Below are 26,819 nucleotides of genomic sequence, written 5' to 3' on the forward strand. Positions count from 1 at the left end.
CAACGCCCGGGGATTGCACACGCCGTTGATCAGACTGATTGACCTGGTGAGGTCAGAAAATTCCGGGCGGCGTCGAGAATCTCATCGGACAACCCGTCCCCGCGTGTGGCACGCGCCAGCGTCAGCGCACCGACCATCAAGGAATAATCGACCAAGGCTTGCTGGCGATTGGCTTCGGGCTGGTCCGCACCCATCAAGGGCGTAAGTATCTGCAGAAAGGCTTCCAGGCCATGGGTGTAGGTCTGGTGCAAACCGCTTTCGGCGGTTTCATGGCACATGTCACCGGCAAACGCCGCGACCGGGCAGCTTTCGCCCGGGTTGTCACGATTGGCCGCCGACAGGTAGGGCGCGATGATGCTGGTGCGGGCGGAGACGTTGTCGTCGCTGGCGTCGATTTTCTGCTTCCAGCGTTCCATCGACTGCGTGAACGCCCGGGTGCAAGCCTCTTTCGCCAGCGCTTCCTTGGAGTCGAAGTGACCATAGAACCCGCCATGGGTCAGCCCGGCCGCGCCCATCACATCGACGACGCTGATCCCGTGCAGGCCGCGCTCGCGAAGCAGCCGTGAGGCGGCTTCGACGATGATCTCGCGGTTGAGGTCAGCTTGTTTGCGGGAGACTCGGGGCATGGCGGCTCACAGGTAGGGAAGGTTGATAGATGACGGGCATCATAGCGAACGGTGGGGCGCGCGTCTGGCCGTCACTTCGGCACTGCTGTTGGACCGCTCAAAGCGCGTATTGAGCGATGCCATTGCCAAACGACCAGTTCTCTTTTTTCACTTCCACCAGATTGATAAAGACGTCTTCCAGACGCACCGCCAGTTCCGTGTTAAGGCTATCGGCGATGGTTTTGTAGAGGAGTTTTTTCTGCTCGACGGTGCGGCCTTCGCTCAGGGTAATCTGAATCACCACCAGGCTGTGGGTGCGGTCGATGCCCAGATAGCCGGGATCAAAGATGAAATGCTGCTCATCGTGCTCGGAAAGAATCTGGAAATTATCGTTTTCCGGCACGCCAATCGAGCTGTGCATGGCAGCGTAGATCAACTGCCCGACACGTTTGGCGAAAGTAGGGTCTTGATGCTTTTTGATGTCGACGCGAACGAGTGGCATGAGAGGCTCCTTAATCAGGGCTGCCGATCAGCAGTCAGGGTTGAAATTACCTGACGCTCATCCTTTATCAAATAGATTTTTTGGAACCATCGTCTTCCAATATATATAGGCATGTTGGGAGTGGCGGTAGGTGAACTATAAAAGTTGCCGTTTACTCTTAATCGAATAACAAGCCGATAAGATTCCAGCCTACCCCTATAGTAAAAATGAGAAGAATCAGTATAGATGTAAGCGTTATCGACTCATGGGGCATGATGGTAGCTCCCTAATATAGCAACGTACTATGAGCGGCGAACTTCGGCGTGGGTATTTCATTACCTGCTGAGTGCAGATGCCTTGGGAGTGCCGCTTACCCGGATCTCTTGATTAATATCATAATTAAGATTCAGCAAACTCTATGCCACACTTATAGAGCCTGAAGTCTTGCCGGTTTAACCAGTTTTATGGGGCTCTTTCGATATAGGGTTGGGGTAAATAAAGCCCGTTTATGGGGGTGTTTCCTCTGAAATGGGGAGGCATTTTCAAGTTGGTTTCGGAGGAGGCGTTGGGCGGATATCAGCCGGTTTGGCGAAGCCCTGTAGCAACTGGAAGAGTGAATATTTTAGAGGTTTTGGACAGAATGTTGCCGATCGCGTTTGGATGAAATCGATAGCTGCCCCATGAAAGGCAGCTATCGATCCATTGAGATTTTCCGCCCAAGAACACAACACAAACACAACACAACCTGCCACGCTGCGAGCAGCCCTTCAGGCAATTCCTGAGCAGGGCTGCGGCGTTGCGGTCCAGCGTGTTACCGGGGTGCCGAGACCGCCACGGTCACCGTCGCCGGTGTCGATAACGCGCCCTTGGTATCGCTGGCTTGATAGGTAAAGCTGGCGACGAACGACGCTGCGATTGTGGCTGGTGGTGTGTAGATCACACGTACGCCTTCGGTGCTGACCGCGACCGTGCCTTTGCCGGCGCTCGGTTGCGTTAATCCCACTACTTTAAGTGGCACATGACCGTCTGGATCGGAGTCGTTCGCCAGGACATTGATGGTCAGCGGTTTGCCGTCTCTGCTGCTGGCGCTGTCGGGTTTGGCGACGGGTTTTTTGTTTTCGCCTTCGCCCGTGCGGAAGGTCGGCAGCGCCGCAGAGTTTACATAGGTGACGCCGTCCCAGCCGGGCAGGGGCGTTGGCATCAACTGAAACTGGCCGGGCCTCTCGATGTCCCAGCGCAGCAGCATCGAAGTGTCCTCATGCTGGGTATTGTGGCAGTGCTCCATGTAGGTCCCGGCGAACTCGCGGAAGCGGATGGCTATTTCCACGTCCACCGAACTGTCGATGCCCTCGCCAATGCGATAAACGTCCTTGCGCGCCCCTTTCTCCCATTCCGGCGGCGCCTTGCCGTCGCGGTTGAGGACGATGCCTTCTTCGAAATGCACGTGCACCGGGTGGGCCCAGCCGTTGCCGCCGTTCTTGATTTTCCACACCTCAAGGGTGCCGTCGCCGGAGAACCCGGCATCCGTCGGACCGTTGGCCAGTTGCGGGGCAGCGCTGATTCGCCGTGAGTCCATCTGGTAGCCAAAACCACCGTCGGTCTTGATGGTCCAGGGTTCTTCGTCGGTGCCATCGGAGCGACCGAAGATGAACTCGCGATGCCGCGCCAGTTTGAGTTTGGCCTGCACCGTCGGATCGTCACGGTTGAGGGTCAACGGAATCATGATTTTACCCACTGCCTTGCCCGGTTTGGCCGGCTCGTACTCGGCAGGGTTCATGCTGACATCCGTGCCGCTGTAAGGCTGAACCACCAATTGCAGGAATTTGCCCACCACCGGGTCGCCGTTGTCCCATTCCAGTCCTTTGCTACCCAGCTTGAGTACTGCTTTGTACTTCCCGGACAGTACATCGGCCAGGCTCACCGGTTCTATCTCCGGTCCCCTGCCGCTCTGGTGCACCATCAGGTTGACGAAGTACAGCTTGTCGCCGGTCTTGATCCCGTTTTTCGCGAAGTTGACGATGATGTCGTAACGCTCGGCGATGCCCTGGGTCGGCAGGATAGCGTTGTGGTCCTGCAGGTCGCCGTCGGCGTCGAGGTCCATGCTGCCGTCGAATGGCACGGCGTGTTCCATGAGGTTGCCGTCGTTGCCGATCATGTGGAACGGCACGCGCGCAAAAGACACGTTGGAACCTGCCGGTCCGGGGAATTCACCGCCGGTGCCGGCGATTTCACGCACCAGCGCAATCCTGAAGTAGCGTGATATCGAGCCGTTGAGTATGCGGAAACGATAGCTGCGAGCGCGCACACTCAGGCGCGGCTGGTACTGCCAGTTGACCAGGATCTGATCGCCGAGGAAACCGTCGGTGTTGAACGGGTTGAACCACAGCTGGCCGTTCTTATCCCAGGCTTTGTCGGCCACCATGAGGTTGACGTCATAGTCGCGGTTGCCCCAAGGCAGCGCCGAACCGCTGGGCAGGCGCAGGTTGACGCCGTCCTCGACCGCCTCGTTGCCGCGATCCAGGGCGCTGTAGTAATTCATCATCACTGCGTTGCCCTTGTAGACGTTCTGCGCGGTGAAATCGAGCATGTGGTCGTGAAACCAGTGAGTGCTCATGGTTTCGCGCCAGTCGCCGCGGATCTTGATGGTGCCGTTATTGCAGGTCTTCAGGCCCGGGGTGGCGTCGTTGACGAACAGGGTTTCGCCCGGGGCGCAGGGGAACGCCGCGCGAGGATCTTCAGCCTTGGTGTTGATGGTGTCGTAGCCGGCCAGTTGCATTGGCCAGCGATAGTCGTAGTACTGCCCCGGAAAGAAAAACGCATTGGTATAGCCGTCGCTTTCGGCCGGGTTGTGGCCGTTGTGTTCGTGGGTGCTGAGGGTGTGCAGGCCGAAACCCATGTTTGCGGCAGGGTCTATCGGCAGGGCGTTGTAGTGACGCATCAGCACCGGTTGGCCGTAGCGCACCATCAGCAGTTTTACCGGAAAGGTGCCGTCGAAGGTCCATAGCGCCTTGTGGTTCTGAATCGGCATTTTGGGGTGAAAACGGGTGTCGATGCCTTTGGTGGTGCCCGTGGTGGTCGGGATGTCCGAGGTCTTGTAGTAGAGCCCGCCAGGCCCGAACTCACCGGCGGCGTAGTTGTGCAGTTGTCGGCGGTCGCGCATGCCGCCGTTGAGTTTGGCGCCGACTTGCACGGTTTTGAAGGCGACCTGCGGGTAGAACTCGTTCCAGCGTTGATGGGACCAGCCTTTTCCTGGCGGACGGCCTTCGGCCGGCGAACCTACCGGATGGCGGTTGAGGAAGGCTTCAATCTGCGATTTCCAGGGGTTGCGGTCCAGCACGTTGGAGTATTGCGACGGAAACGGGTAAAGCCCGGGTTGGCGCATGAAGGCTTCCAGTGCCGCACTCGACGGGCCGCTGCGAGCGATGCTGTTCGGGTCCTGCTGTGGTGCCGGGCCGGCAAGGGGTACAGGGAAGGTCAGTGTTGGCGCGGGCAGGGTCGGGTCGAGTTTTTCCGTGCCGAATTCCTCCATCAGCAGCAGTTGCTGGGTGAAGGGCTGCGCCCCGAACAACGGGCTGGGTTTGCCGTTGGTGGGGACTTTGAACGAGGTTTGCAGGCTCGGCGGCAGTGCGTTACCAGCGAGTGGGGTGTAGCGGTCACCGTACGCGCCGTTGGGCAGGGCAATCGCGCCCTGGTTGGTCGACGGCATTGTTTTCAAGGCTTCCAGCGCTGCCGCAGGGTCGGCGGGTGGATTGGTGTACGCCGAGGGGTCCGTCGGTGACGGCTGGCTGACATCGTCGAGCGGCACGGCATTGGCAGTGTTGAGAGTAAGGAGCATCGCACAGGGCAGGCTTGACCTGCACAGCAAGTGGATGGAATTGCATGGTGGTTTTGCGCGTTTCATTTTTCACCCCTCGCGTGATGCCCCGCCGTCTCCATGCTCGGGACGACAGCTAATGCGGGTACAAGGAGTGGAGCAACAATTGAGCCAATACAGCAGCGCGAAGAAAAAGTTCAGTTTTATTGACCGGCGGCTTTGAGTGTGACAAGTGATCGAAAAACAGGGTGGGTGACATTCCTCAAATACGGTGGAAAGTCCCCGTTTATGGTGGGTGTAGTGCCCCATTTCTGGGAGTGGTAATTGCCCGTTTTCGACAGTGAAAAATCAGGCCGTCAACAACTGCGAATGCGATTTCATCAGTGCCAGAGCGTTGAGAGTGGTTCAGAGAGGCGGTGATGAATGGCGGGTATTTGATTGATCAAAGTTACCCGGAAGTGGGGGGGCGGTCGGCCCTCATTGGCTCAACCGGCCGACAGGCGAACGTCAGTTGGTGACCAGCAGTTCCGGGCCAAGGTAGTTGTTGATCTGGTCGATATCATCGTCACCCAGGCTGCCCACCGAAGAGGCCAGGCGCAGGCGTGACATCAAATAACGCAACTTGGCCTCGAACAGATCGTGTTGCGCAACGAAGAGCAGTTCTTGGGCGTTGAGGACATCCGAATTGGTACTGGTGCCGCCTTCCTTGAAACCCTTGCGTGTCGACGTCAGTGAGCGTTCGTTGGACTCCACGGCCCGCTCCAGCGCATGAATACGTCTGGCGCCGCTGTGGATGCCGGCATACTCGCGGGTAGTTCCGGAGATGACTTCCTGTCGCGTGGCGTCGAGCTCGTCCAGGGCCTTGAAACTATTGGCGCTGGCTTGACGTGTCAGCGCGCTGGTACCACCACCGTTGTACAGCGGGAAATTGACTTCCAGCCCGATTGAGCCGTAGCGGTTGCGTTGATTGAGCTCGGAGATTGATTGGCTATCGCCCGCCGTGTAGCCGGCAACGAAATCCAGTGTCGGCCAGTGTCCCGCCTTGGCGCGCTTCACTTCTTCTTCAGCGAGGTTGCTGCTATGGCGGCGCGCATGGATCAGCGGACTATCGGTCTGAGCCTTGACCAACCAGTCCTGCAGGTTGCTCGGTTGTAGCGGTGGCGTATCGAAGCTCGGACGCAAGGTGGTCAGCGATTCGGGCGTTTCTCCGATGAATTCCTCAAGCTTGCGGCGCGCATTGATCAGGTTGTCCTGAGCTTCGATCAGCTCGGCTTCGGCGAGGTCGCGGCGAGCGACCGACTCGTCGATGTCGGTGACAGTGCCGGCCCCCAGCTCCATGCGCCGTTTCGCCGAGGCGAGTTGCTCATCGAAGGCGCTCAGCTTGGACTTGGCGAGGAGGATGGTTTCGCTGGCCAGGAGCACGTCGAAATAGCTTTCGGCCAGGCGCACCGCGGCGTCCTGACTCTTGGCATCGAACACCGCGACGCTGTAGTCGGCACGCTGTTGACCTTGGCGGTACTCGGCCATTTTCTGTTTGTTGAACAGCGGCTGGCGCAAGCGCACATTAGCGCCCTTGGAGTCGTAGTCGAGATCCCTTTCGATGCCGCTCTGGCGCTGAGTGCCATTGACCTTGTTGTCGTAGGCCGAGGCACTGATCTGCGGTAGCAGGCCGGCCTGGCCAATGGCGCGGTTTTCCAGGCCGGCCTCTTTTTCATGCACGGCGGCGCGGTAGACGGGGCCTTGGTACTGCAGCAGATCCCAGGCTTGTTTGAGGTCCATGGCGCTGGCCGGGAGAGACAGCCCCAGCAGGCAGAAGATCAGGCAATGACGGTCCATTTCATTGCTCCTTGAACGAGCTGTCGACACGCTCGAGCATGGGTTTGAGAAGGTAGCTCATCAAGTTGCGCTCGCCGGTCTTGATGGTGACGCTGGCGGGCATACCGGGACGAATGTGATTGCTGCCAAGCAGGCTCATGCCTTCGGGCGTGACTTCTACCTGAGCCAGGTAGAACGGTTGCTTGCTTTCCTCGTCGAGCAGGCGGTCGGCGGAGACGGTCTTCACGCGGCCAGGGATGTTCGGCGTCTGGGCATGGTTGAAGGCTGGAAAGGCAATGTCCACGGCCAGGCCGGGGGCCATCTTGTCGATGGCCTGTACAGGAATCATCGCGTCGACCTGTAGCGGTTCGTTGTCCGGAACGATTTCCATGATTTTGAAGCCGGGTTGAATGATCCCGCCGATGGTCGCAATGCTCAGTGACTGGACCATGCCATCGATGGGCGAGCGAATCACCGTGTGGGTCACTTCATAGTCCAGCGCACGCAAGCGGTCGGCCAGGGTGGTGTTTTCCTTGGCGGTGTCGGTGAGCTGCGATTCGACTTCCTTCTGGTAATCGTGCTGGCGCTGCAGGATGCGCAGCTTGATTTCGGTGGTCTGGCTCCGTATGCGAGCAATGTTGTTGAGGTTTTCGGCCTGGCCTGCGGAGAGGTCGGCGTTGCTGCGTTCCAGCTCAAGCAACCGGTTGCGCGGCACGTAACCTTCGGCTGCCAGCACGCGGGTGCCTTGTAGTTCCTGGTTGAGGAAGTTGATCTGCGAGGCGCGGGCGCCATAAACCTGTTGCAAACCCTTGAGCTGCACCGCCGACGCTGCGAGGTTTTCCTGCAGGATGCTGATTTCGCCAGCGAGGCCGGCGCGCCGGGTATCGAGCAAACGTTGTTGCAGATTCATGGCGGCCACCAGGCGGTGGTCATGACTGAAGCGCTTGAGTAATTCGGGGTCGTAGTTCACTACATCGCGGCCGTCGCGTTCCGCTTCCAGGCGGTTTTCCACGGTCTTGCTGACGATGTACTGGGCGCTGACCGCACCCTGTTCGGCAACGGCACGCAGTGAGTCGAGGCGAACCAGCTCCTGGCCTTTTTTCACTGCATCGCCTTCGCGTACAAGAATGGCCTCCACGGTGCCGCCGCTCAGATGTTGCACGGCTTTGCGATTGCTGGTGACTTTGACCGTGCCTGTCGCAACCACGCCGGCATCGAGTGGCGCCAGCCAGGACCACAGGAGGAAGCCGCCGAAGCCGGCGAGCACCAGCCAAATGCCCTTGCGCATGGGTTTGCCGACGTCCAGATCCACCACGTTTCTGGGGTCGGTGTGAATCATCTCAATGTGTTGGTTCATTTGCATGATCGGTCACTCCCGTGCTTTGACGGAGGCCAGCGGAGTCGACGCGCCTGCAGGCATCACATTGGACTTGCGCAGCGCTGCGAATACTTCGTCACGTGTGCCAAGCATCTGAACGCCGCCGTCGCGCAGCATCAGCACTTTGTCGACGGCGCAGAGCACGTTGGGGCGGTGGGAAATCAGAATGACGGTGGCGCCACGGCCCTTGAGTTGGGCCAGCGCATCGACCAGGGCTTTTTCACCGACGTCGTCGAGGTTGGCGTTCGGCTCATCCAGCACAATCAGATTGGGCTCTCCGTACAGCGCGCGGGCCAAGGCGATGCGTTGCTTCTGGCCACCGGAAAGCGGGCTGCCATCGGTGCCCAGACGGGTCTCATAACCCTGCGCAAAACGCAGGATCATCTCGTGCACTCCCGTCGCTCTTGCGGCGCGGATGACTGCGTCGCTGTCCACTTCACCAAAGCGCGCAATGTTATCGGCGATGGTGCCCTCGAACAGCTCCACATCCTGTGGCAGGTAACCGAGCCAGGGGCCAAGTTCGCCCTTGTTCCAGGTGAATATGTCCGCGCCGTCCAGGCGCACCTTGCCGGCCTGCGCCGGCCAGACGCCGACCAACAGGCGGGCGAGGGTGGATTTGCCCGAGGCGGATGGACCGATAATGCCAAGGCTTTCGCCGGGCGAGAGGTTGAAGCTCACCCCGCGCAGAATCGTGTTGTTGGTGGCGGGGGCGCCGGCATACACATTCTCCACTGACAGCATGCCAAGCGGCCGCTGCAGCGACATGCTGGGTGGCCGGCGCGGATAGTCTTCAAGCATCTCGTTGAGCCGGCCCCAGGCCGAACGGCAACCGAGCAGTTGTTTCCACGACGCGATGACTTGTTCCACCGGGGCCAGCGCTCGGCCGGTGAGGATCGAGCAAGCAATCATCATCCCGGGGGTGATCTTGCCTTCGATCGCCAGCAGTGCGCCGGCGCCGAGGATCAGCGACTGCAACGTGATACGCACGAAGCGCCCGGTGCTGCTGATCAGGGCGGCACGGTCGGAGGCCAGGGTCTGCATTTCCAGGATGCGCAAATGGCTTTGGTACCAGCGCTTGCCAATCGACGGCAGCATGCCCATGGCTTCGATCACCTCGGCGTTGCGCAGGTTGTTGTTGGCGTAGCAGGCGGAGGAGAGAGCGGCCTGATTGGCTTCGGCCAGCGGCTTCTGCGTGGCCTTTTCGGTGAGATAAGCCAAGAACACCAGAATCAGCGAGCCGATCAGGGTGATCAGTCCGAGCAGCGGGTGGATCAGGTAGGCGACCAGCAGGTACAGCGGCGTCCAGGGCGCATCGAAAAAAGCGAACAGGGCATTGCCGGTGAGGAACTGACGAACTTGCGCGAGATCTTGCAGGGCCTGGGCCGGATTGCCTCCGGCGCGGCTCAGGTTGCGCTCGAACGCAGCCGTGAAGATGCGTCGGTTCAGGTCCATGTCGAGGCAGTTGCCGACCCGGATCAACACGCGGGTGCGGACCAATTCCAGGGTGGACATCAGCAAGAACAGGCCTATCACCAGCACGGTCAACATCGTCAATGTCGTGACGTTGCGACTGACCAAGGCCCGGTCGTAGACCTGCAGCATGTACACGGCTGGCGTCAACATCATGACGTTGATGACGCCACTAAACCCCGCCAGCGAGTAAAAACTGCGGCGCAGGCGAAAAATCGCGTCGGCCAGTTCGGATCGGGTGCTTGAGAGCTTGTGCATTTGATAGTCCCTCACCGAAAAAGCCGGTAGTGCTTGCGGCAAAACCGCATCAGCAAATGTTGTGGCAAACCATAGATGTAGTTGCGAATGCTTATCGTGGACACAAGTGATAGCGTTCTTTGAAAAGTTCCATAAATTTTTATATTCACATGCAGCAGCGTAGGTGGCGTTTGTCTCTCTAGCGATACAGTTTGAAATAACATTTCGCTCTATTGGTTCATCTGAATATCTATATCTCGTTTAAGAACAGTAAGTTGGCGGGTCAGATGCCAATCGTCTTTTTTTACGTCGTAATATTGACAGAGCATGTCTATAGAACTTTAGTCATGTGCAAGGGCGCCCGTCTGAAGCTTGCCATCGCTTCGAAAGTGCAAGGCACGGTGGTCCTGAAGGAGCACCGCATGTCGATCATTTCGTTCTGTAACACCGTGACGGAGCTGTTCAGGAAGTTCGCTTCGACTTCCCGATTCCATGGCCCACCAGTGGCTCGGAATCGCTCTGCCTAATCGCTCAGCGAGCAATTCATCCAGCGAATTCCAGGCGCGCATTCACCGGCGCAGGGGACGGCTTTGCCTGCCCCACGCCTGCTCTCGCCAAACACTGAACCAACGAACTGCGCAAGCCAGCACGTGACTTGGCGCGGGAGGATTTATTCGTCCCGAGCCTTTCCCATATAGATCGAGGGCAATCGAAATGGCCAATTTCAACAAGTCGGACCTGGAATTCATCCTCAAGCAAATCTTCATCGCAGAAGCGCATGCCAACGGAACCAGCCTTGGTGATTTATTACCCAACAGTCAGGTGCCATTCGGCCTGCGAACCGTCGATGGCAGTTTCAACAACCTGGTCGCCGGGCAAAGCGAGTTTGGCGCTGCGGACAATTCCTTCCTGCGCCTGCTTGATGCTTCGTATCGTGCGTCGTACGCCGGGACAGGGACGGTGGTCGACCCGCAGCCACGGATTATCAGTAACCTGATTAACGACCAGACCGCCAACAACCCGGCCGCGGTTGCGGCGAACGGCGGTGCCACCCCGATCATCAGCCCCGGTCTGGATGGCGTGTTCGGCACGGACGACGACAAGGAAGTGTTCTTTATCCCCAACGAGTCGCCGGACGTGGGTCTGACCGCCGGCTTCAACTCGTGGATGACTTTCTTCGGCCAGTTCTTCGACCATGGCCTCGACCTGGTCAGCAAGAGCAGTACCGACATCGTATTTATTCCGCTGATGCCGGACGATCCGTTGTTCATACCGGGCAGCCCGACCAATTTCATGGTGCTGTCACGAGCTGTGCGTACTGCTGGCGCGGACGGACTAGTCGGCACTTCCGATGATGGCCAGCCCAATACCACCTCGCCATTCGTGGACCAGAGCCAGACCTACAGCTCCCACCCGTCGCATCAGGTGTTCCTGCGCGAGTACGTCCTGAACGCGGCAGGTGACCCTGTTGCAACGGGGCGCTTGATTACCAACCGCGATCTCGGCGCCGATGGCAAGTTCGGCACGGCCGATGATGGTGACGGCGAAAGCGGCGGCATGGCGACCTGGGCAGTGGTAAAAGCTCAGGCCCGTGACATTCTCGGCATCAACCTGACCGACCTCGATGTGCACAACGTGCCGCTGCTGGCAACGGATGCCTATGGCAGCTTCATCCGGGGGCCGAACGGCATGCCTCAGGTGGTGATGCGCACCAGTAATGGTGCCGACGGTATTGCCGGGACGGCTGATGACGTCACGCAACTGGTCGAAGGCAACCGGGATGCTCCGATCAGTCTGGCAAGCGCCGTAAGCACCGGGCATGGTTTCCTCGACGACATCGCCCACAATGCAGCGCCGGTAGTCGTCGGAGGGGTTCTGCAGGCGGATGCCGACGCCGATGTCGGCAATGCGCAGCCCGTTGGTGCGGGCGGCAATAACCTGACCTATGACAACGAACTGCTCGACGCCCACTACATTGCCGGCGACGGCCGGGCGAACGAAAACATTGGCCTGACCGCCGTGCACCATGTGTTCCACTCCGAGCACAACCGCCTGGTCCAGCAGTCCAAGCAAACCATCCTGGCCGCCGGCGATCTGGCGTTTCTCAATGAGTGGCTGGTGGACGATGTCGCCGCAATGCCGACGACGCTCGCCGAAATCTCAGCCTTGGTGTGGGACGGCGAACGCCTGTTCCAGGCCGCCAAATTTGGCACCGAGATGCAGTACCAGCACCTGGTGTTCGAGGAGTTTGGGCGTTCCATTCAGCCGCAGATCGATGCATTCCTTGCACCCAACGGGTATGACACCTCGATCAACCCGGCCATCCTCGCCGAGTTCGCCCACGTGGTGTATCGCTTCGGTCACTCGATGTTGACCGAGACCGTCGATCGTTTCGACCCCGAATTCAATCCGCTGCTCACTGACCCGAACAACCCGGACTCGCAAATGGGTTTGATCGCGGCCTTCCTCAACCCGCTGGCGTTCGCCGGAAGCGGGGCCACTGCTGACGAAGCGGCAGGGGCGATCATTCGCGGTGTGACCCGCCAGCTCGGCAACGAGATCGACGAGTTCGTCACCGAAGCGTTGCGCAACAACCTGCTCGGTCTGCCGCTCGATTTGCCGGCGCTGAACCTGGCGCGTGGTCGCGACACGGGCATCCCCACGTTGAACGAGGCGCGGCGTGAGTTCTATGCATCAACCGGCGACAGCCAACTCAAGCCGTATATCAGTTGGGCTGACCTGGCAGACAACCTCAAGCACCCCGAGTCGCTGGTTAACTTCATCGCCGCCTACGGCACGCATGACACGATTACCTCGGCGACCACGCTGGCCGACAAACGCGATGCAGCCTTGGCGCTGGTATTCGGTGGTCCGGGTGCACCGGCTGACCGCCTGGACTTCCTCAATGGCAGCGGTACCTGGGCCAACGTGACGAAGGCCGGCAAGGATGGGGTGCTGGGCACTGCAGATGACCTGACGGGTGTAACGATCACGGGTGTCGACGACATCGATTTCTGGGTCGGTGGCCTCGCCGAGCAGAAAATGCCGTTCGGCGGCATGCTCGGCTCTACGTTCAACTTCGTATTTGAAACCCAGATGGAAGCGTTGCAGGACGGCGATCGCTTCTACTACCTGTCACGCACCGCTGGCCTGAACTTCGGCACCGAGCTGGAAAACAACTCCTTTGCCAAGCTGATCATGCTCAACACCGATGTGACCCACCTGTCGAACACCGTGTTCCTGACGCCTACGTACACCCTGGAAGTGAATCAGGCCAATCAGTTCACCGGCCTTGGCGCAAACGGCGGCGCCGACCCGACTGGCGGCCTGATGATCAACGGCGTGGAAATCGTGCCACTGGTGATCCGAAACAATCCCGACACCGTTGGCGCGGACAGTAATTATCTGCAATACACCGGTGAAGACCATGTCGTCCTCGGTGGTACCGCCGGCAATGACATCCTCATCTCCGGTGACGGCGATGACACCCTTTACGGCGACGGCGGCAACGACCGTCTCGAAGGTGGCGCCGGGAACGATGCGGTACTGGGTGGCGCGGGCGATGACATCATTACTGACTCGTTCGGCGACAACCGTCTGGAAGGCAATGCCGGCAACGATGTAATCGTGGCCGGTAGCATGCTGGCTGGCGGCAACCTGATCCTGGGCGGCGATGGGCAGGACTTTATCGTCACCACCGAAGACATCAGCACCACTTTTGGCGGTCAGGGCGACGATTTCATCCTGGGAGCCAAGACCAACCTGCCAGCCACCGGCAACGAAGGCGATGACTGGATCGAAAAGGGCACCCAGGACGGTGCCCCTGGCGATAACGCCTCGCCCTTGCTCAACGACGATGTGATCGGCAACGACATCTTTATAGGGGGTGCTGGCTTCGACGAAATGATCGGCGAGGGTGGCGATGACATCTTTGTCGGCAGCGATGCCCAGGACAATATGGACGGCATGTCCGGTTTCGACTGGGTGACCCACAAAAATGACCGGATCGGCGTCACTGTTGATCTGACCATGGCCGCGCTGGCTCAGCCACACGGCAACGCGCCAAACCAGAACAACGGGCCGTTCAATCCGGTCGGCGCATCTCCGGCCTCGATCCTCGACCGGTTTGCCGAGGTCGAAGGCTTGTCCGGTTCGAAATTCGGCGATGTGCTCAAGGGCGATAATATCGATGCAGTCACTATCGTCGACCACGGTGGTACCACCGGCAGTGCGCTGACCAACGTGGCGTTGATCCGGGGTCTGGAGCAGCTTCTGGCGGATGCCGGTTTGCCGACCACCGGCTTTGCCACCGGCAACATCATCCTGGGTGGCGACGGCAGTGACCTGATCGAAGGTCGCGGGGGCGATGATCTGATCGACGGCGACAAATGGCTCAATGTCAGGATTGCGGTTTATGACGCCGGCGATGTCAATCATTCCGGTCCAGAGATCGCCAGTTTCGACAGCATGGTCGACATGATCCCTTTCATGTTGGACGGTACCTATAACCCGGGCCAGCTCAAGGCGGTACGGGAAATCCTGCCCGGTACCTCGACGGGCGGGGCGGCTTTCGATACCGCCTTTTTCTCCGGCGTCCAGTCCGAGTATGTGGTGACACGGGACGACCGCGGCACGGCCAGCCTGGCGGACGATGTCTGGACGGTGACCGATACCGAAGTGGGTCGCGACGGCGTCGATACCCTGATGCATATCGAGCGCCTGCAGTTCGCCGATACCCAGCAAGTGCTGGTGCCGGGGCTTAATGCGCAACCCGTTGGCAGACCGACCATTGCCGATGGAAACGGCGGGGCGATTACGGTGGGCGACATGCTGACCGTCAGCGTGGCCGGGGTGACCGATGCCAACAACGTCGGGGGTACTCTGAACAATTCTTCGGTGTCCTACTACTGGCAGTTCGAGGCCGATCCAGGCACTGGCGTGTTCGAGGACATCATCCTGCTACCTGCCGGTGACCTGGCGTTCCAGAGTGCCGACGGCACCTCGTTCAAGGTCTCTCCAGATCTCGCCGGGTTGTCGTTGCGGGTCAAGGCGATCTACCAGGATGGTCATGGCACGACAGAAGTGGTGTTCTCGCAACCGACTGCCGTGGTCGCTCCCGGCGCCCCGGTTGTGCCGGTGGCGCAGGCACCTGTCGTCGATGCGACCGCGGGCGGCGAGGGCCTCAACATGGTCCGCTCCGACCTCAACTTCATTCTTGATCAGATCAAGATTGCCGAGGCTGACGCGGCCGGTCAGGACATGCTCTCGTTGATCCCGAATATCCGCGCACCCTTGGGCTTGCGTGCGGTCGATGGATCGAACAACAACCTGTTGAACCTCAATGGCATCAACAACACCCAGTATGGCGCTGCCGATAACGTCTTTCCGCGGCTGACCGATCCGGTGTTCAATCCGGCCGAAGGTGCTCCTGCAGGATTCTTTGGCCCCGGCTCGCCAGCCATTCCGGGATCGTCCTATCAGCAAACCAGCGGGGCTGTGTTTGACTCGCAGCCGCGCACCATCAGTAATCTGATCGTCGACCAGACGTCGAACAACCCGGCGGCCTATGCCACGGCGTACGACGCGGGGGCGGACGGAGTGCTCAATTATGGCGTGCCGGACAATGATGACGTGCTCAAGGAGGGTGTGCGGATCGTCGCCAGCCCCGGCATGGATGGCCAGTTCGGTACGGGCGACGACCACGATGTTTACCTGTTCGAGAACACCACCGCGGATGCGGGATTGTCCGCGCCGTTCAATGCCTGGATGACCTTCTTCGGGCAGTTCTTCGACCATGGTCTGGACCTGCTTACCAAGGGCGGTTCGGGCACTGTCTACATTCCGCTGCAACCGGATGATCCGCTGTATGTACCAGGCGGCCACACCAACTTTATGGTGCTGACCCGCGCGACCAACCAGCCCGGGGCGGATGGCGTGCTCGGCACGGCCGACGATGTCCGTGAGCACACGAATACCACCACGCCGTTCGTGGACCAGAACCAGACCTACAGCTCGCACCCCTCGCACCAGGTTTTCCTGCGCGGTTATGAGCTGACTGACAATGGCCCCATCGCGACCGGCAGACTGATCACTAACCGTGACCTGGGGACGGACGGCAAGTTCGGGACTGCAGACGACAGCGAAATCGGTGGCATGGCCACCTGGAAGGTAGTCAAGGCGCAGGCCAATGACATTCTGGGTATCCGCCTCACCGATGCCGATGTCGATAACTCCCCGTTGTTGGCAACCGACGCCTATGGCAACTTCATCAAGGGGCCAAACGGCTTCCCGATGGTTGTGATGAAAGGGGCTGACGGTCTTGGCGGCACGGCGGATGACGTTCTGGTCGAAGGCAATCCGCTTGCTCCCGTCGACCTGACCAATGCGGTGCGCACCGGTCACCAGTTCCTCGCCGACATTGCCCACAATGCAGCGCCGGTGTTCAGCGGTGGCGTGCTCGTGCCTGACGCGGATTCCAACATAGGCAACGCAGTGCCGGTCAATCCGCAGACCGGGGCTAACCTGGCCTACGACAACGAGTTGCTGGATGCGCACTACATCGCCGGCGACGGCCGGGTCAACGAGAACATCGGCCTGACCGCCGTGCATGCGATCTTCCACGCCGAGCACAACCGGCTGGTTGCGCAGACGATGGACACCGTCCTCGACTCGGCTGACCTGACCTTCCTCAACGAGTGGCTGCTGGCTCCGGTGAGCGCGTTACCCGTCAACCAGGCCGAGATCGATGCGCTGGTGTGGAATGGCGAACGTTTGTTCCAGGCGGCCAAATTCGGCACCGAGATGCAGTATCAGCACCTGGTGTTCGAGGAGTTTGCACGGACCATTCAGCCCCGAGTCGACCTGTTCTTTGCACCGACCCAGGTCTATGACGTCGACCTCGATGCCTCGATCGTCGCCGAGTTCGCTCACACCGTGTACCGGTTTGGCCACTCGATGCTGACCGAGACCGTCGATCGCTACGATGTCGATTTCAACGTGGTTGGCGATCCGAACAGCGCTGATCCCGATCAGCAACTGGGCTTGATCGCGGCGTTCCTCAACCCGTTGGCGTACGCCGCCAGTGGCGTGACGCCTGAGGATGCGACCAGTGCGATCATCCGTGGGGTGACTCGGCAAGCCGGTAACGAAATCGACGAGTTCGTGACCGAGGCGCTGCGCAATAACCTGCTCGGCTTGCCGCTCGACCTGCCGGCGATCAACATCGCCCGTGGCCGCGACGTGGGGATTCCCTCACTCAACGCGATCCGCCGCGACATCTACAGCCAGACCGGTGATACCCAACTCAAGCCTTACACCAGCTGGGTCGACCTGGTTCAACACCTCAAACATCCGGAGTCGTTGATCAACTTCATCGCGGCCTATGGCACGCATGACACGATCACGGCCGCGACCACCCTGGAAGCCAAACGCGCTGCTGCCATGGCGCTGGTATTTGGTGGTACGGGTGCGCCGGCTGACCGCATGGACTTCCTCAACAGCACTGGCACCTGGGCCAACGTGACGCGTGCCGGCAAGGACGGGGTGCTGGGGACTGCCGACGATCTGAAGGGTGTGACCGTTACGGGCGTCGATGCCATCGACCTCTGGATCGGCGGCCTGGCCGAAGAGAAAACGCCGTTCGGCGGCATGCTCGGCTCGACCTTCAACTTCGTGTTCGAGAACCAGATGGAAAAACTGCAGGACGGCGACCGCTTCTATTATCTGGAGCGTACCTCCGGCCTGTCGATGAATGCCGAGCTGGAAAGCAACTCGTTTGCCAAGCTGATCATGGCCAACACCTCGGCCACGCACTTGCCAGGCCTGGTGTTCTCGGACCCGGGGTTCTATCTGGAAAGGGACCAGAGCAAGCAGTTCAATGATGGCCTGGGCAATGCCGATCCACTGGGCGAGAACGGCGAGCAGGTGGTGTTCCGCGACAACCCGCTGACCGCGGGGCCGGACACCAACTACATCAGGTACACCGGTGATCAGCACATCGTACTGGGCGGCACCAACAACGCAGACATCCTCATCGCCAGTGAAGGCGATGACACGGTCTGGGGTGATGGCGGCAACGATCGCATCGAAGGGGGTGACGGTAATGACCAACTGCGCGGTGGCGCCGGCGACGACATCATCAGCGACCGCGGTGGCGACGATAACATCCAGGGTGGCGACGGCAACGACGTACTGCACGGTGGCAACGGCGTCAACTTGATCATTGGCGGTTTTGGTAATGACTTCATCGTCACCGGCGAGGACGCGTCCGAGGCCATTGGTGGCCAGGGCAACGACTTCATCCTGGGCAGCAAAGCCAACGAACAGGACATGGGTAACGAAGGCGACGACTGGATCGAGAAGGGCACCTCGGACGGTGCACCTGGCGACAACTTCGACCCGCTCGGCAACGACCCTGTCATCGGCCACGATGTGTTCATCGGCGCCAGCGAAAACGACAAGTTCAACGGTGAGGGCGGCGATGACATCATGGTTGGCAGTCTCGGCTTCGGTGACCGCTATATCGGTGGTTCCGGCTATGACTGGGCGACTTTCAAGGACCTTGCCCAAGGCGTGTCCATCGATTTCACCGACCGCTTTTTCGATGTACCTCCGGTGCCGGGATCGGGTGCCTCGGCGCTCGTGCGTTTCGACATCATGGAGGGTCTGTCGGGGTCGGCGCACGGTGACTTCCTGCGCGGTAATAGCGAAGACGCAACCTCGCTACCCACCGCCGGCGCGACCGGCAGTGTGTTGACCAACATCAACCTGATCGACGGCCTGGCTGATCTGTTGCCAGCCGGAGCGACATTCTTCGACGGCGGCAACATCATCCTCGGTGGCAGCGGCAGCGACCTTATCGAAGGTCGCGGTGGTGACGACATCATCGATGGTGACAAGTGGTTGAACGTACGCATCAGCGTACGGGCAAACATTGATGGCACTGGCCCGGAAATCGCCACGTTCGACAGCATGGAGCCGATGGTTCCACTGATGCTCAACGGTACTTACAACCCAGGCCAGTTGGTCATCGTGCGGGAGATTCTGACCGGCAATGACCGCTTCGACACTGCGGTGTTCTCGGGTAATTCGACGGAATACCTTGTCGAAGTCCAGGGCGACACCGTTATCGTGACCGACCTGGTGGCGGGGCGTGATGGCGTCGATCGACTGACGGGCATCGAGCGTCTGCAGTTCTCTGACCTGGCGCAAGAGTCCGGAGTGGGCACCGCCTTGAACGAAGGCCCATCGGGTCATCTGGCGATCCTCGACGATGCTACCGGTCTGCGTGACGATACGCCTGTCGCCGGCCAGTTGCTGCGCGTCAGCAATCGGGCGGTACACGACGCGGACAACCAAACCCTGGCCAATCCGACCGGCGCAGTGACCGGTGCGGTGGCTTACTACTGGCAGGTCGAAAACATTCCTGGCACGGGCATCTATGAAGACATCACCGTGGTTGCTGCCGGCGAAGCTACGCGAGCAACCGGCACCACCTACCGGGTGGCGGATGATATAGCGGGCCTGAACATCCGCGTCAGGGCGGTGTATCAGGATACCAAGGGCACACTGGAGATCATCGACTCGTCGGGGAACAGCACGCCGACCGCAGGGCCGACCGTCAACGGGCTTTTGGTGCAGAACCAACTGTTGACCGCTGACCCGTCGAGCATCATCGACGTCGATGGCCTCAGCACTCCGCAGTTCACCTACCAATGGCAGGCGACCAATGGAGTCAGCTTCGTCGACATCGCCGGCGCCACCGGGAGCACGTTCACGCTTGGCCAGGACCAGGTCGGCGATCAAGTGCGCGTGGTGGTCAGTTACGTGGATGACTTCGGTGTGGCCGAAAGCGTGGCGTCCGACCCTTCGGACCCGGTGGCCAACGTCAATGACGCACCGACAGGCGCGTTGCTGATCAGCGACACGACGCCTGAACAAGGCCAGGAGCTGACCGCGCTGACGGCCGGGATTGCCGATGCGGATGGGTTGGGCACCTTCAGCTTCCAATGGCAGCAAGGTATCGGCACTTCCTTCACCAACATCACCGGAGCGACCGCTGCGACGTTCACCCCGGGTCTGTTGCAGAGCAATCTGCAACTGCGGGTGATCGTGCGTTATACCGATGGCTTCGGCACGCTGGAGACGGTGACCTCTGCGGCAACCGCAGCCGTTACGCTACCGCCTGGCGTGGTGCTAGTGGGTACCGCTTTGGCCGACACCCTCACCGGTGGCGCGGGTGCCGATGTGCTGCTTGGCCTGGGCGGGAACGATACGCTCAATGGTCTGGCCGGCATTGACCAGTTGTTTGGCGGCACTGGCAACGACATTCTCAACGGCGGAGACGGCAACGACGTCCTCAATGGCGAGGACGGCAACGACACCCTCAACGGTGGGCTCGGCGCGGATGCCATGAACGGCGGTGCCGGCAACGACACCTTTGTGGTGGACAACGTCGGTGACACCGTCATCGAGGCACTGAATGGCGGTACCGATCTGGTGCAAACCAGCCTGGCCAGCTATGTGCTCGGCGCCAACGTCGAAAACCTGACCTATACCGGTGCCGGTAACTTCACCGGTACCGGTAATGCGCTGGCCAACACCCTCACTGGTGGGGTCGGTAACGACGCCCTCAATGGCGGGGACGGCAACGACATCCTCAACGGCGGGCTCGGCGCAGATGCCATGAACGGCGGTGCCGGCAACGACACCTTTGTGGTCGACAACGTCGGTGACAGCGTCATCGAGGCACTGGGAGGTGGTACCGATCTGGTGCAAACCAGTCTGGCCAGCTACGTGCTCGGCGCCAACGTCGAAAACCTGACCTATACCGGAGCCGGTAACTTCACCGGTACCGGTAACGCGCTGGCCAACACTATCACCGGCGGGGTCGGTAACGACGCCCTCAGTGGCGGGGACGGCAACGATATCCTCAACGGTGGGCTCGGCGCGGATGCCATGAACGGTGGTACCGGCAACGACACCTTTGTGGTCGACAATGTGGGTGACACTGTTGTCGAGGCGCTGGGTGGCGGTACCGATCTGGTGCAAACCAGTCTGGCCAACTACGTACTGGCTGCCAACGTCGAGAACCTGACCTTTACTGGAGCCGGTAACTTCACCGGTACCGGTAATGCGCTGGCCAACACCCTCACGGGCGGTGCCGGTAACGACGTGCTTAATGGCGGTGCGGGTGCAGACCAGATGGTTGGGGGAACCGGCAACGATACCTACGTCGTCGATGTTGCAGCGGACGTGGTGGTTGAATTGGCGGGTGGCGGTACGGATACCGTGCAGACATCGCTGGCCAGTTACACGCTGGGTGCCAACCTCGAAAACCTGACCTTTACCGGAGCCGGAAACTTCACCGGTACCGGTAACGCGCTGGCCAACACCCTCACCGGCGGTGCAGGTAATGACACCCTCAATGGTGATAGCGGCAACGACACCCTCAACGGTGGGCTCGGCGCGGATGTCATGAACGGCGGTATCGGCAATGACACCTTTGTGGTCGACAACGTCGGTGACACCGTCATCGAGGCGCTGGGCGGTGGTACCGATCTGGTGCAAACCAGTCTGGCCGCCTACTTGCTGGGTGCCAACGTCGAGAACCTGGCCTTCACCGGAGCCGGCAACTTCACCGGCACCGGTAATGCGCTGGCCAACACCCTGACCGGCGGGGTCGGGAACGACGTCCTCAATGGCGGCGCGGGCGCTGACCAGTTGGTTGGGGGCGCCGGCAACGATACCTACATCGTCGATACAACCGCAGACGCGGTGGTAGAAGTGGCGGGTGGTGGTACGGATACCGTGCAGGCGTCGCAGGCCAGCTACACGCTCAGCGCCAACGTCGAGAACCTGACCTACACCGGCGTCGGCAACTTCGTTGGCAACGGCAACGTGTCGGACAACGTCATCACCGCCGGGGCAGGTAATGACACCCTCAATGGTGGCAGCGGCGACGACATCCTCACCGGCAACGGTGGTAACGACACGCTCAATGGTGACCTCGGCAACGACACGCTGCTCGGCGGGCTGGGTGACGACCGCCTGGATGGCAGTACCGGCAACGATCTGCTCCAGGGTGGCGATGGCAACGACACGCTGCTCGGCGGTATCGGTAACGACACGTTGTTGGGTGGCAACGGCAATGACTTGATCGATGGCGGTGCTGGCAACGATACGGTCACGGGTGGTGCCGGCAACGACCTCATGGATGCCGGCAATGGGAACGATATCTTCCTGTTCGCAGCGGGCTTCGGGGCCGATCAGATCTTCAACTTCGATGCCAACGCGGCGGGAGGCCAGGACCTGCTCGATATTTCCTCGTTCGGCGTCACAGCTGCGACCTTTGCCGCCACCGTCATCATCACCGATGTCGGTGCGGATACCTTGATCAGCTCCGCAGGAGCTGAGTCCATCCGCCTGATAGGGGTGGCCGACGCAACGACAGTCACTGTTTCGGACTTCATTTTGGCTACTTGAGGTTCTGATCGGTATTGCTGCAGGGAGCGTGTACAGAGGAGGGAGGGCAATGGATGCCCTCCCTTTTTTTATCATCTGTGAAGCACTCCAGTAGCCGTTCAACCAGCGTGAAACAAGTCCAGATAATGTTGAAAACCTATGGAAACGTCTATTGGAGGGGGCGCCAGAAAATCTGATCCGCACAACCACTCCTCAGCTAAGTCTTTGCTTCCGTTCATTAATCCCGGACAATCGCGCCCCTGTTTCGGCCAGGGCGCTGCCCGTCGGATTTTCCGACTCGTCCTGACCGGGTAGCAAATGACCGGAATGCGGAGATCCCACCGGATGAATGATCAGGCCAATAGCGTCGACGAACGCTATGTAGCGGCGGCACCAGCGACTCTCACTAGCTGGAATCGCCATGACACCACCTGGATGCTGGGCCTGTTTGGCACGGCCATCGGGGCCGGTACCCTGTTTTTGCCAATCAATGCGGGGCTGGGCGGTTTCTGGCCGTTGCTGATCCTGGCGGTGCTGGCGTTCCCCATGACCTTTTACGCACACCGTGGCCTGACCCGCTTTGTGTTGTCCGGCCGCGAAGGCGCGGACATCACCGAAGTGGTGGAAGAGCACTTCGGCATCAAGGCCGGTGCGTTGATCACCTTGCTGTACTTCTTCGCGATCTTCCCGATCCTGCTGATCTACAGCGTGGCCCTGACCAATACCGTGGGCAGTTTCCTCGAACATCAACTGCACATCATGCCGCCACCTCGCGCCGTGCTGTCGTTGGTGCTGATCCTCGGCTTGCTGGCGGTGGTGCGTTGCGGCGAGCAGGTGATCGTCAAGGCCATGAGCCTGATGGTCTATCCGTTCATCGTGGCGCTGCTGTTCCTCGCGGTGTTCCTGATCCCGCACTGGAACGGCGGCATCCTGGCCACGGCGTCAACCCTGCCTGAGCCGTCGGCGCTGCTGCACACGCTGTGGTTGGCGATTCCGGTGATGGTGTTCTCGTTCAACCATTCGCCGATCATCTCGGCGTTCGCAGTGGACCAGAAGCGTCGCTACGGCGAACACGCTGAAGAACGCAGCTCGCAGATCCTGTCCCGCGCCCACGCCTTGATGGTGGTGATGGTGCTGTTCTTCGTCTTTAGCTGCGTGCTGACCTTGTCTCCAGCGCAACTGGCCGAAGCCAAGGCGCAAAACCTGTCGATCCTGTCGTACCTGGCCAACCACTTCAGCAACCCGACCATCGCCTTCGCAGCACCGTTGATTGCCTTTGTGGCGATTTCCAAGTCGTTCCTGGGCCACTACATCGGCGCCAGTGAAGGGCTCAAAGGCCTGATCGTCAAAAGCGGTAAACGCCCGGCGCCGAAAACGCTGGACCGTATGACCGCCGCGTTCATGCTGGTGGTGTGCTGGATTGTCGCGACCCTGAACCCAAGCATTCTCGGCATGATCGAAACCCTCGGCGGTCCGGTCATCGCGGCGATCCTGTTCCTGATGCCGATGTACGCGATCCGCAAAGTGCCGGCAATGGCGCGTTATCGCGGTCAGGCGTCCAACGTCTTCGTGACGGCGGTGGGTTTGGTGGCTATTTCCGCGTTGATTTATTCGCTGAGTGCCTGATCAGTGCAGCTCGTTTGATTTGATTTGCTGGAATGAATGACGGCTGATCCGCTTTGCGGGTTGGCCGTTTTTTTTGGGGGTGAGTGTCGGTTCTTGCAGATGTACCCGGAACCCCTGTGGGAGCTAGCCTGCTAGCGATGGACACCCAGACACCGCGTTCAGTCAGACCACACGCGTAATCGTTGACGTCCATCGCTAGCAGGCTAGCTCCCACAGGGAGAATGCGTGCGCTTACACAAAAAACCAGGCATAAAAAAACGCCGCTCATCTCACGATGGGCGGCGTTTTTTATTGCGTTGCAGCGTTAGGCTTGAACGACCGGGATGTTGGCGTTCGCAGCAGCTTCACGGAACTCGGCGATCTGGTCGAAGGACAGGTAGCGGTAAACATCAGCCGCCATGCTGTCGATCTTGCCAGCGTATTCCATGTACTCCTCGACGGTCGGCAGGCGACCCAGGATGGAAGCAACAGACGCCAGCTCGGCCGAAGCCAGGTAGACGTTCGCGCCGTCACCCAGACGGTTCGGGAAGTTACGGGTCGACGTGGACACCACGGTGGAGTTCGGCTCTACACGTGCCTGGTTACCCATGCACAGCGAGCAGCCTGGCATTTCCATGCGTGCGCCGGCCTTGCCGTAGATGCCGTAGTAGCCTTCTTCGGTCAGCTGGTGAGCGTCCATTTTGGTCGGCGGCGACAGCCACAGACGGGTTGGAAGCTGACCCTTGACCTGATCCAGCAACTTGCCGGCAGCGCGGAAGTGACCGATGTTGGTCATGCACGAACCGATGAACACTTCGTCGATCTTCTCGCCAGCAACGCTGGACAGCAGACGGGCGTCATCCGGATCGTTTGGCGCGCAGAGCACAGGCTCTTTGATGTCAGCCAGGTCGATTTCGATGATTTCAGCGTATTCGGCGTCAGCATCGGCAACCATCAGCTCAGGGTTGGCAACCCAGGCTTCCATCGCTTGGGCGCGACGTTCCAGGGTACGCGCATCGCCGTAGCCTTCGCCGATCATCCAGCGCAGCAGGGTGATGTTGGAGTTCAGGTACTCGGTGATCGATTCTTTCGACAGCTTGATGGTGCAACCGGCAGCCGAACGTTCAGCCGATGCGTCGGACAGCTCGAAAGCTTGTTCGATGCTCAGGTTGTCCAGGCCTTCGATTTCCAGGATGCGGCCGGAGAAGGCGTTCTTCTTGCCTTTCTTCTCAACGGTCAACAGGCCAGCCTGAATCGCGAAGTATGGAATGGCGTGAACCAGGTCACGCAGGGTGACGCCCGGTTGCATTTTGCCTTTGAAGCGCACCAGGATCGATTCCGGCATGTCCAGCGGCATAACGCCAGTGGCTGCGGCGAACGCTACCAGGCCAGAACCGGCCGGGAACGAAATGCCCATCGGGAAACGGGTGTGCGAGTCACCACCGGTGCCGACGGTGTCCGGCAGCAGCATACGGTTCAGCCAGCTGTGGATGATGCCGTCGCCCGGACGCAGGGAAACGCCGCCGCGGGTCATGATGAAGTCTGGCAGGGTGTGGTGGGTGGTCACGTCGATCGGCTTAGGATACGCCGCGGTGTGGCAGAAGGACTGCATCACCAGATCGGTCGAGAAGCCCAGGCACGCCAGGTCTTTCAGTTCGTCACGGGTCATAGGACCGGTGGTGTCCTGAGAGCCGACGGTGGTCATTTTCGGTTCGCAGTAGGTGCCAGGACGAACGCCTTTGCCTTCTGGCAGACCGCACGCCTTGCCAACCATTTTCTGTGCCAGGGTGAAGCCTTTGCCGGTGTCGACAGGTGCTTCAGGCAGCTTGAACAGGTCGGTAGGGCCCAAGCCCAGTTCGGCACGGGCCTTGTCGGTCAGGCCGCGACCGATGATCAGCGGGATACGACCGCCGGCACGAACTTCGTCCAACAGTACCGGAGTCTTCATTTCGAAGGTGGTCAGGACTTCGTCAGTGCCGTGTTTGCAGACTTTGCCAGCATGCGGATACAGGTCGATCACGTCGCCCATGTTCATGTTGGTAACGTCGAATTCGATTGGCAGTGCGCCGGCATCTTCCATGGTGTTGTAGAAGATCGGAGCGATCTTGCTGCCGAAGCAGAAACCGCCGGCACGCTTGTTCGGTACGAACGGAACGTCGTCGCCGAAGAACCACAGCACCGAGTTGGTGGCGGATTTACGCGAAGAACCGGTACCGACCACGTCACCGACGTAGGCGATAGGGAAGCCTTGACCGCGCATTTCTTCAATCTGCTTCATCGGACCGGTGACGCCCTGGACGTCAGGCACGATGCCTTCACGAGCCATTTTCAACATGGCGAGGGCGTGCAGCGGGATGTCCGGGCGGGACCAGGCGTCCGGAGCAGGGGACAGGTCGTCGGTGTTGGTTTCGCCGGTGACCTTGAACACGCGCAGGCTGATCTTGTCGGCCAGCACAGGGCGGTTTTTGAACCACTCGCCGTCAGCCCAGGATTGCAGCACGCCTTTTGCGTGAACGTTACCGTTCTTGGCTTTTTCAGCAACATCGTGGAACGCGTCGAACATCAGCAGGGTGTGCTTGAGTTCTTCGGCAGCGACTGGCGCCAGTTCGGCGTCGTCCAGCAGATTGACCAGGGTCACGATGTTGTAGCCGCCTTGCATGGTGCCAAGCAGTTCAACAGCGCGTTTCTTGTCGATCAGAGGGGATTTTGCTTCGCCTTTGGCGAGTGCAGACAGGAAACCGGCCTTTACATAGGCTGCTTCGTCCACACCTGGCGGAATGCGATTGGTGATCAGGTCAACGAGGAAAGCTTCTTCGCCAGCCGGGGGATTCTTCAGCAGCTCGACCAGGCCTGCAGTTTGTTCGGCGTTTAGCGGCTGGGGAACGATACCCAGTGCTGCACGCTCTTCGATATGTTTGCGGTAGGCTTCAAGCACAGTTATTACCCTCATCA

The 26,819-nt window shown here is 60.0% G+C and carries 9 protein-coding genes; 2 read left to right on the top strand and 7 right to left on the bottom strand.

The features are described from left to right. Positions 1-29 precede the first annotated feature (29 nt). The 6 genes from ACA053_RS12775 to ACA053_RS12800 all read right to left on the bottom strand — a co-directional run bounded on the left by ACA053_RS12775 (position 30) and on the right by ACA053_RS12800 (position 9,821). A complete protein-coding gene (locus ACA053_RS12775) occupies positions 30-626 on the bottom strand; it encodes a TetR/AcrR family transcriptional regulator (RefSeq protein ID WP_497317613.1) in 597 nt (198 codons plus the stop codon). A gap of 97 nt (positions 627-723) precedes the next feature. After that, a complete protein-coding gene (locus ACA053_RS12780; protein WP_497395782.1) occupies positions 724-1,107 on the bottom strand; it encodes a tautomerase family protein in 384 nt (127 codons plus the stop codon). 790 nt (positions 1,108-1,897) lie between these two features. After that, complete coding sequence (locus ACA053_RS12785) at positions 1,898-4,921, bottom strand: Ig-like domain-containing protein (protein WP_497395784.1); 3,024 nt, start codon at positions 4,919-4,921, stop codon at positions 1,898-1,900. Positions 4,922-5,407: 486 nt separating this feature from the next. After that, positions 5,408-6,736 carry a TolC family outer membrane protein gene (locus ACA053_RS12790; RefSeq protein WP_497317617.1) on the bottom strand — a complete coding sequence of 443 codons (1,329 nt, stop codon included), beginning with the start codon at positions 6,734-6,736 and terminating at the stop codon, positions 5,408-5,410. Position 6,737: 1 nt separating this feature from the next. Continuing rightward, on the bottom strand, positions 6,738-8,078 hold the full coding sequence (locus ACA053_RS12795) for an HlyD family type I secretion periplasmic adaptor subunit (RefSeq protein ID WP_497317619.1): 1,341 nt from the start codon (positions 8,076-8,078) through the stop codon (positions 6,738-6,740). 6 nt (positions 8,079-8,084) lie between these two features. Continuing rightward, entirely contained in the window at positions 8,085-9,821 is a 1,737-nt protein-coding gene (locus tag ACA053_RS12800; RefSeq protein WP_497317621.1) for a type I secretion system permease/ATPase, read from the bottom strand. Positions 9,822-10,514: 693 nt separating this feature from the next. Between ACA053_RS12800 and ACA053_RS12805 the strand changes: the two genes are divergently transcribed. Together ACA053_RS12805 and ACA053_RS12810 are read left to right on the top strand one after the other, a co-directional pair. Continuing rightward, positions 10,515-22,283, top strand: a complete 11,769-nt coding sequence (locus ACA053_RS12805; RefSeq protein ID WP_497395786.1) for a peroxidase family protein — start codon at positions 10,515-10,517, stop codon at positions 22,281-22,283. A gap of 324 nt (positions 22,284-22,607) precedes the next feature. Then, positions 22,608-23,888, top strand: a complete 1,281-nt coding sequence (locus ACA053_RS12810) for a serine/threonine transporter (RefSeq protein ID WP_109630360.1) — start codon at positions 22,608-22,610, stop codon at positions 23,886-23,888. 304 nt (positions 23,889-24,192) lie between these two features. Here ACA053_RS12810 and acnB read toward each other — a convergent pair whose 3' ends face one another. Then, positions 24,193-26,802, bottom strand: coding sequence for a bifunctional aconitate hydratase 2/2-methylisocitrate dehydratase (gene acnB / locus ACA053_RS12815; protein ID WP_497318228.1), 2,610 nt, complete (start codon positions 26,800-26,802; stop codon positions 24,193-24,195). Positions 26,803-26,819: the final 17 nt, after the last annotated feature.

This window comes from Pseudomonas sp. LBUM1672 (assembly GCF_059695655.1).

Excerpts from the sequence above, each read along its gene's own strand:
- ACA053_RS12800 (WP_497317621.1), bottom strand. The coding sequence starts at position 9,821 with ATGCACAAGCTCTCAAGCACCCGATCCGAACTGGCCGACGCGATTTTT.
- ACA053_RS12785 (WP_497395784.1), bottom strand. The coding sequence starts at position 4,921 with ATGCTCCTTACTCTCAACACTGCCAATGCCGTGCCGCTCGACGATGTC.
- ACA053_RS12795 (WP_497317619.1), bottom strand. The coding sequence starts at position 8,078 with ATGCAAATGAACCAACACATTGAGATGATTCACACCGACCCCAGAAAC.
- ACA053_RS12805 (WP_497395786.1), top strand. The coding sequence starts at position 10,515 with ATGGCCAATTTCAACAAGTCGGACCTGGAATTCATCCTCAAGCAAATC.
- ACA053_RS12775 (WP_497317613.1), bottom strand. The coding sequence starts at position 626 with ATGCCCCGAGTCTCCCGCAAACAAGCTGACCTCAACCGCGAGATCATC.
- ACA053_RS12780 (WP_497395782.1), bottom strand. The coding sequence starts at position 1,107 with ATGCCACTCGTTCGCGTCGACATCAAAAAGCATCAAGACCCTACTTTC.
- ACA053_RS12810 (WP_109630360.1), top strand. The coding sequence starts at position 22,608 with ATGAATGATCAGGCCAATAGCGTCGACGAACGCTATGTAGCGGCGGCA.
- ACA053_RS12790 (WP_497317617.1), bottom strand. The coding sequence starts at position 6,736 with ATGGACCGTCATTGCCTGATCTTCTGCCTGCTGGGGCTGTCTCTCCCG.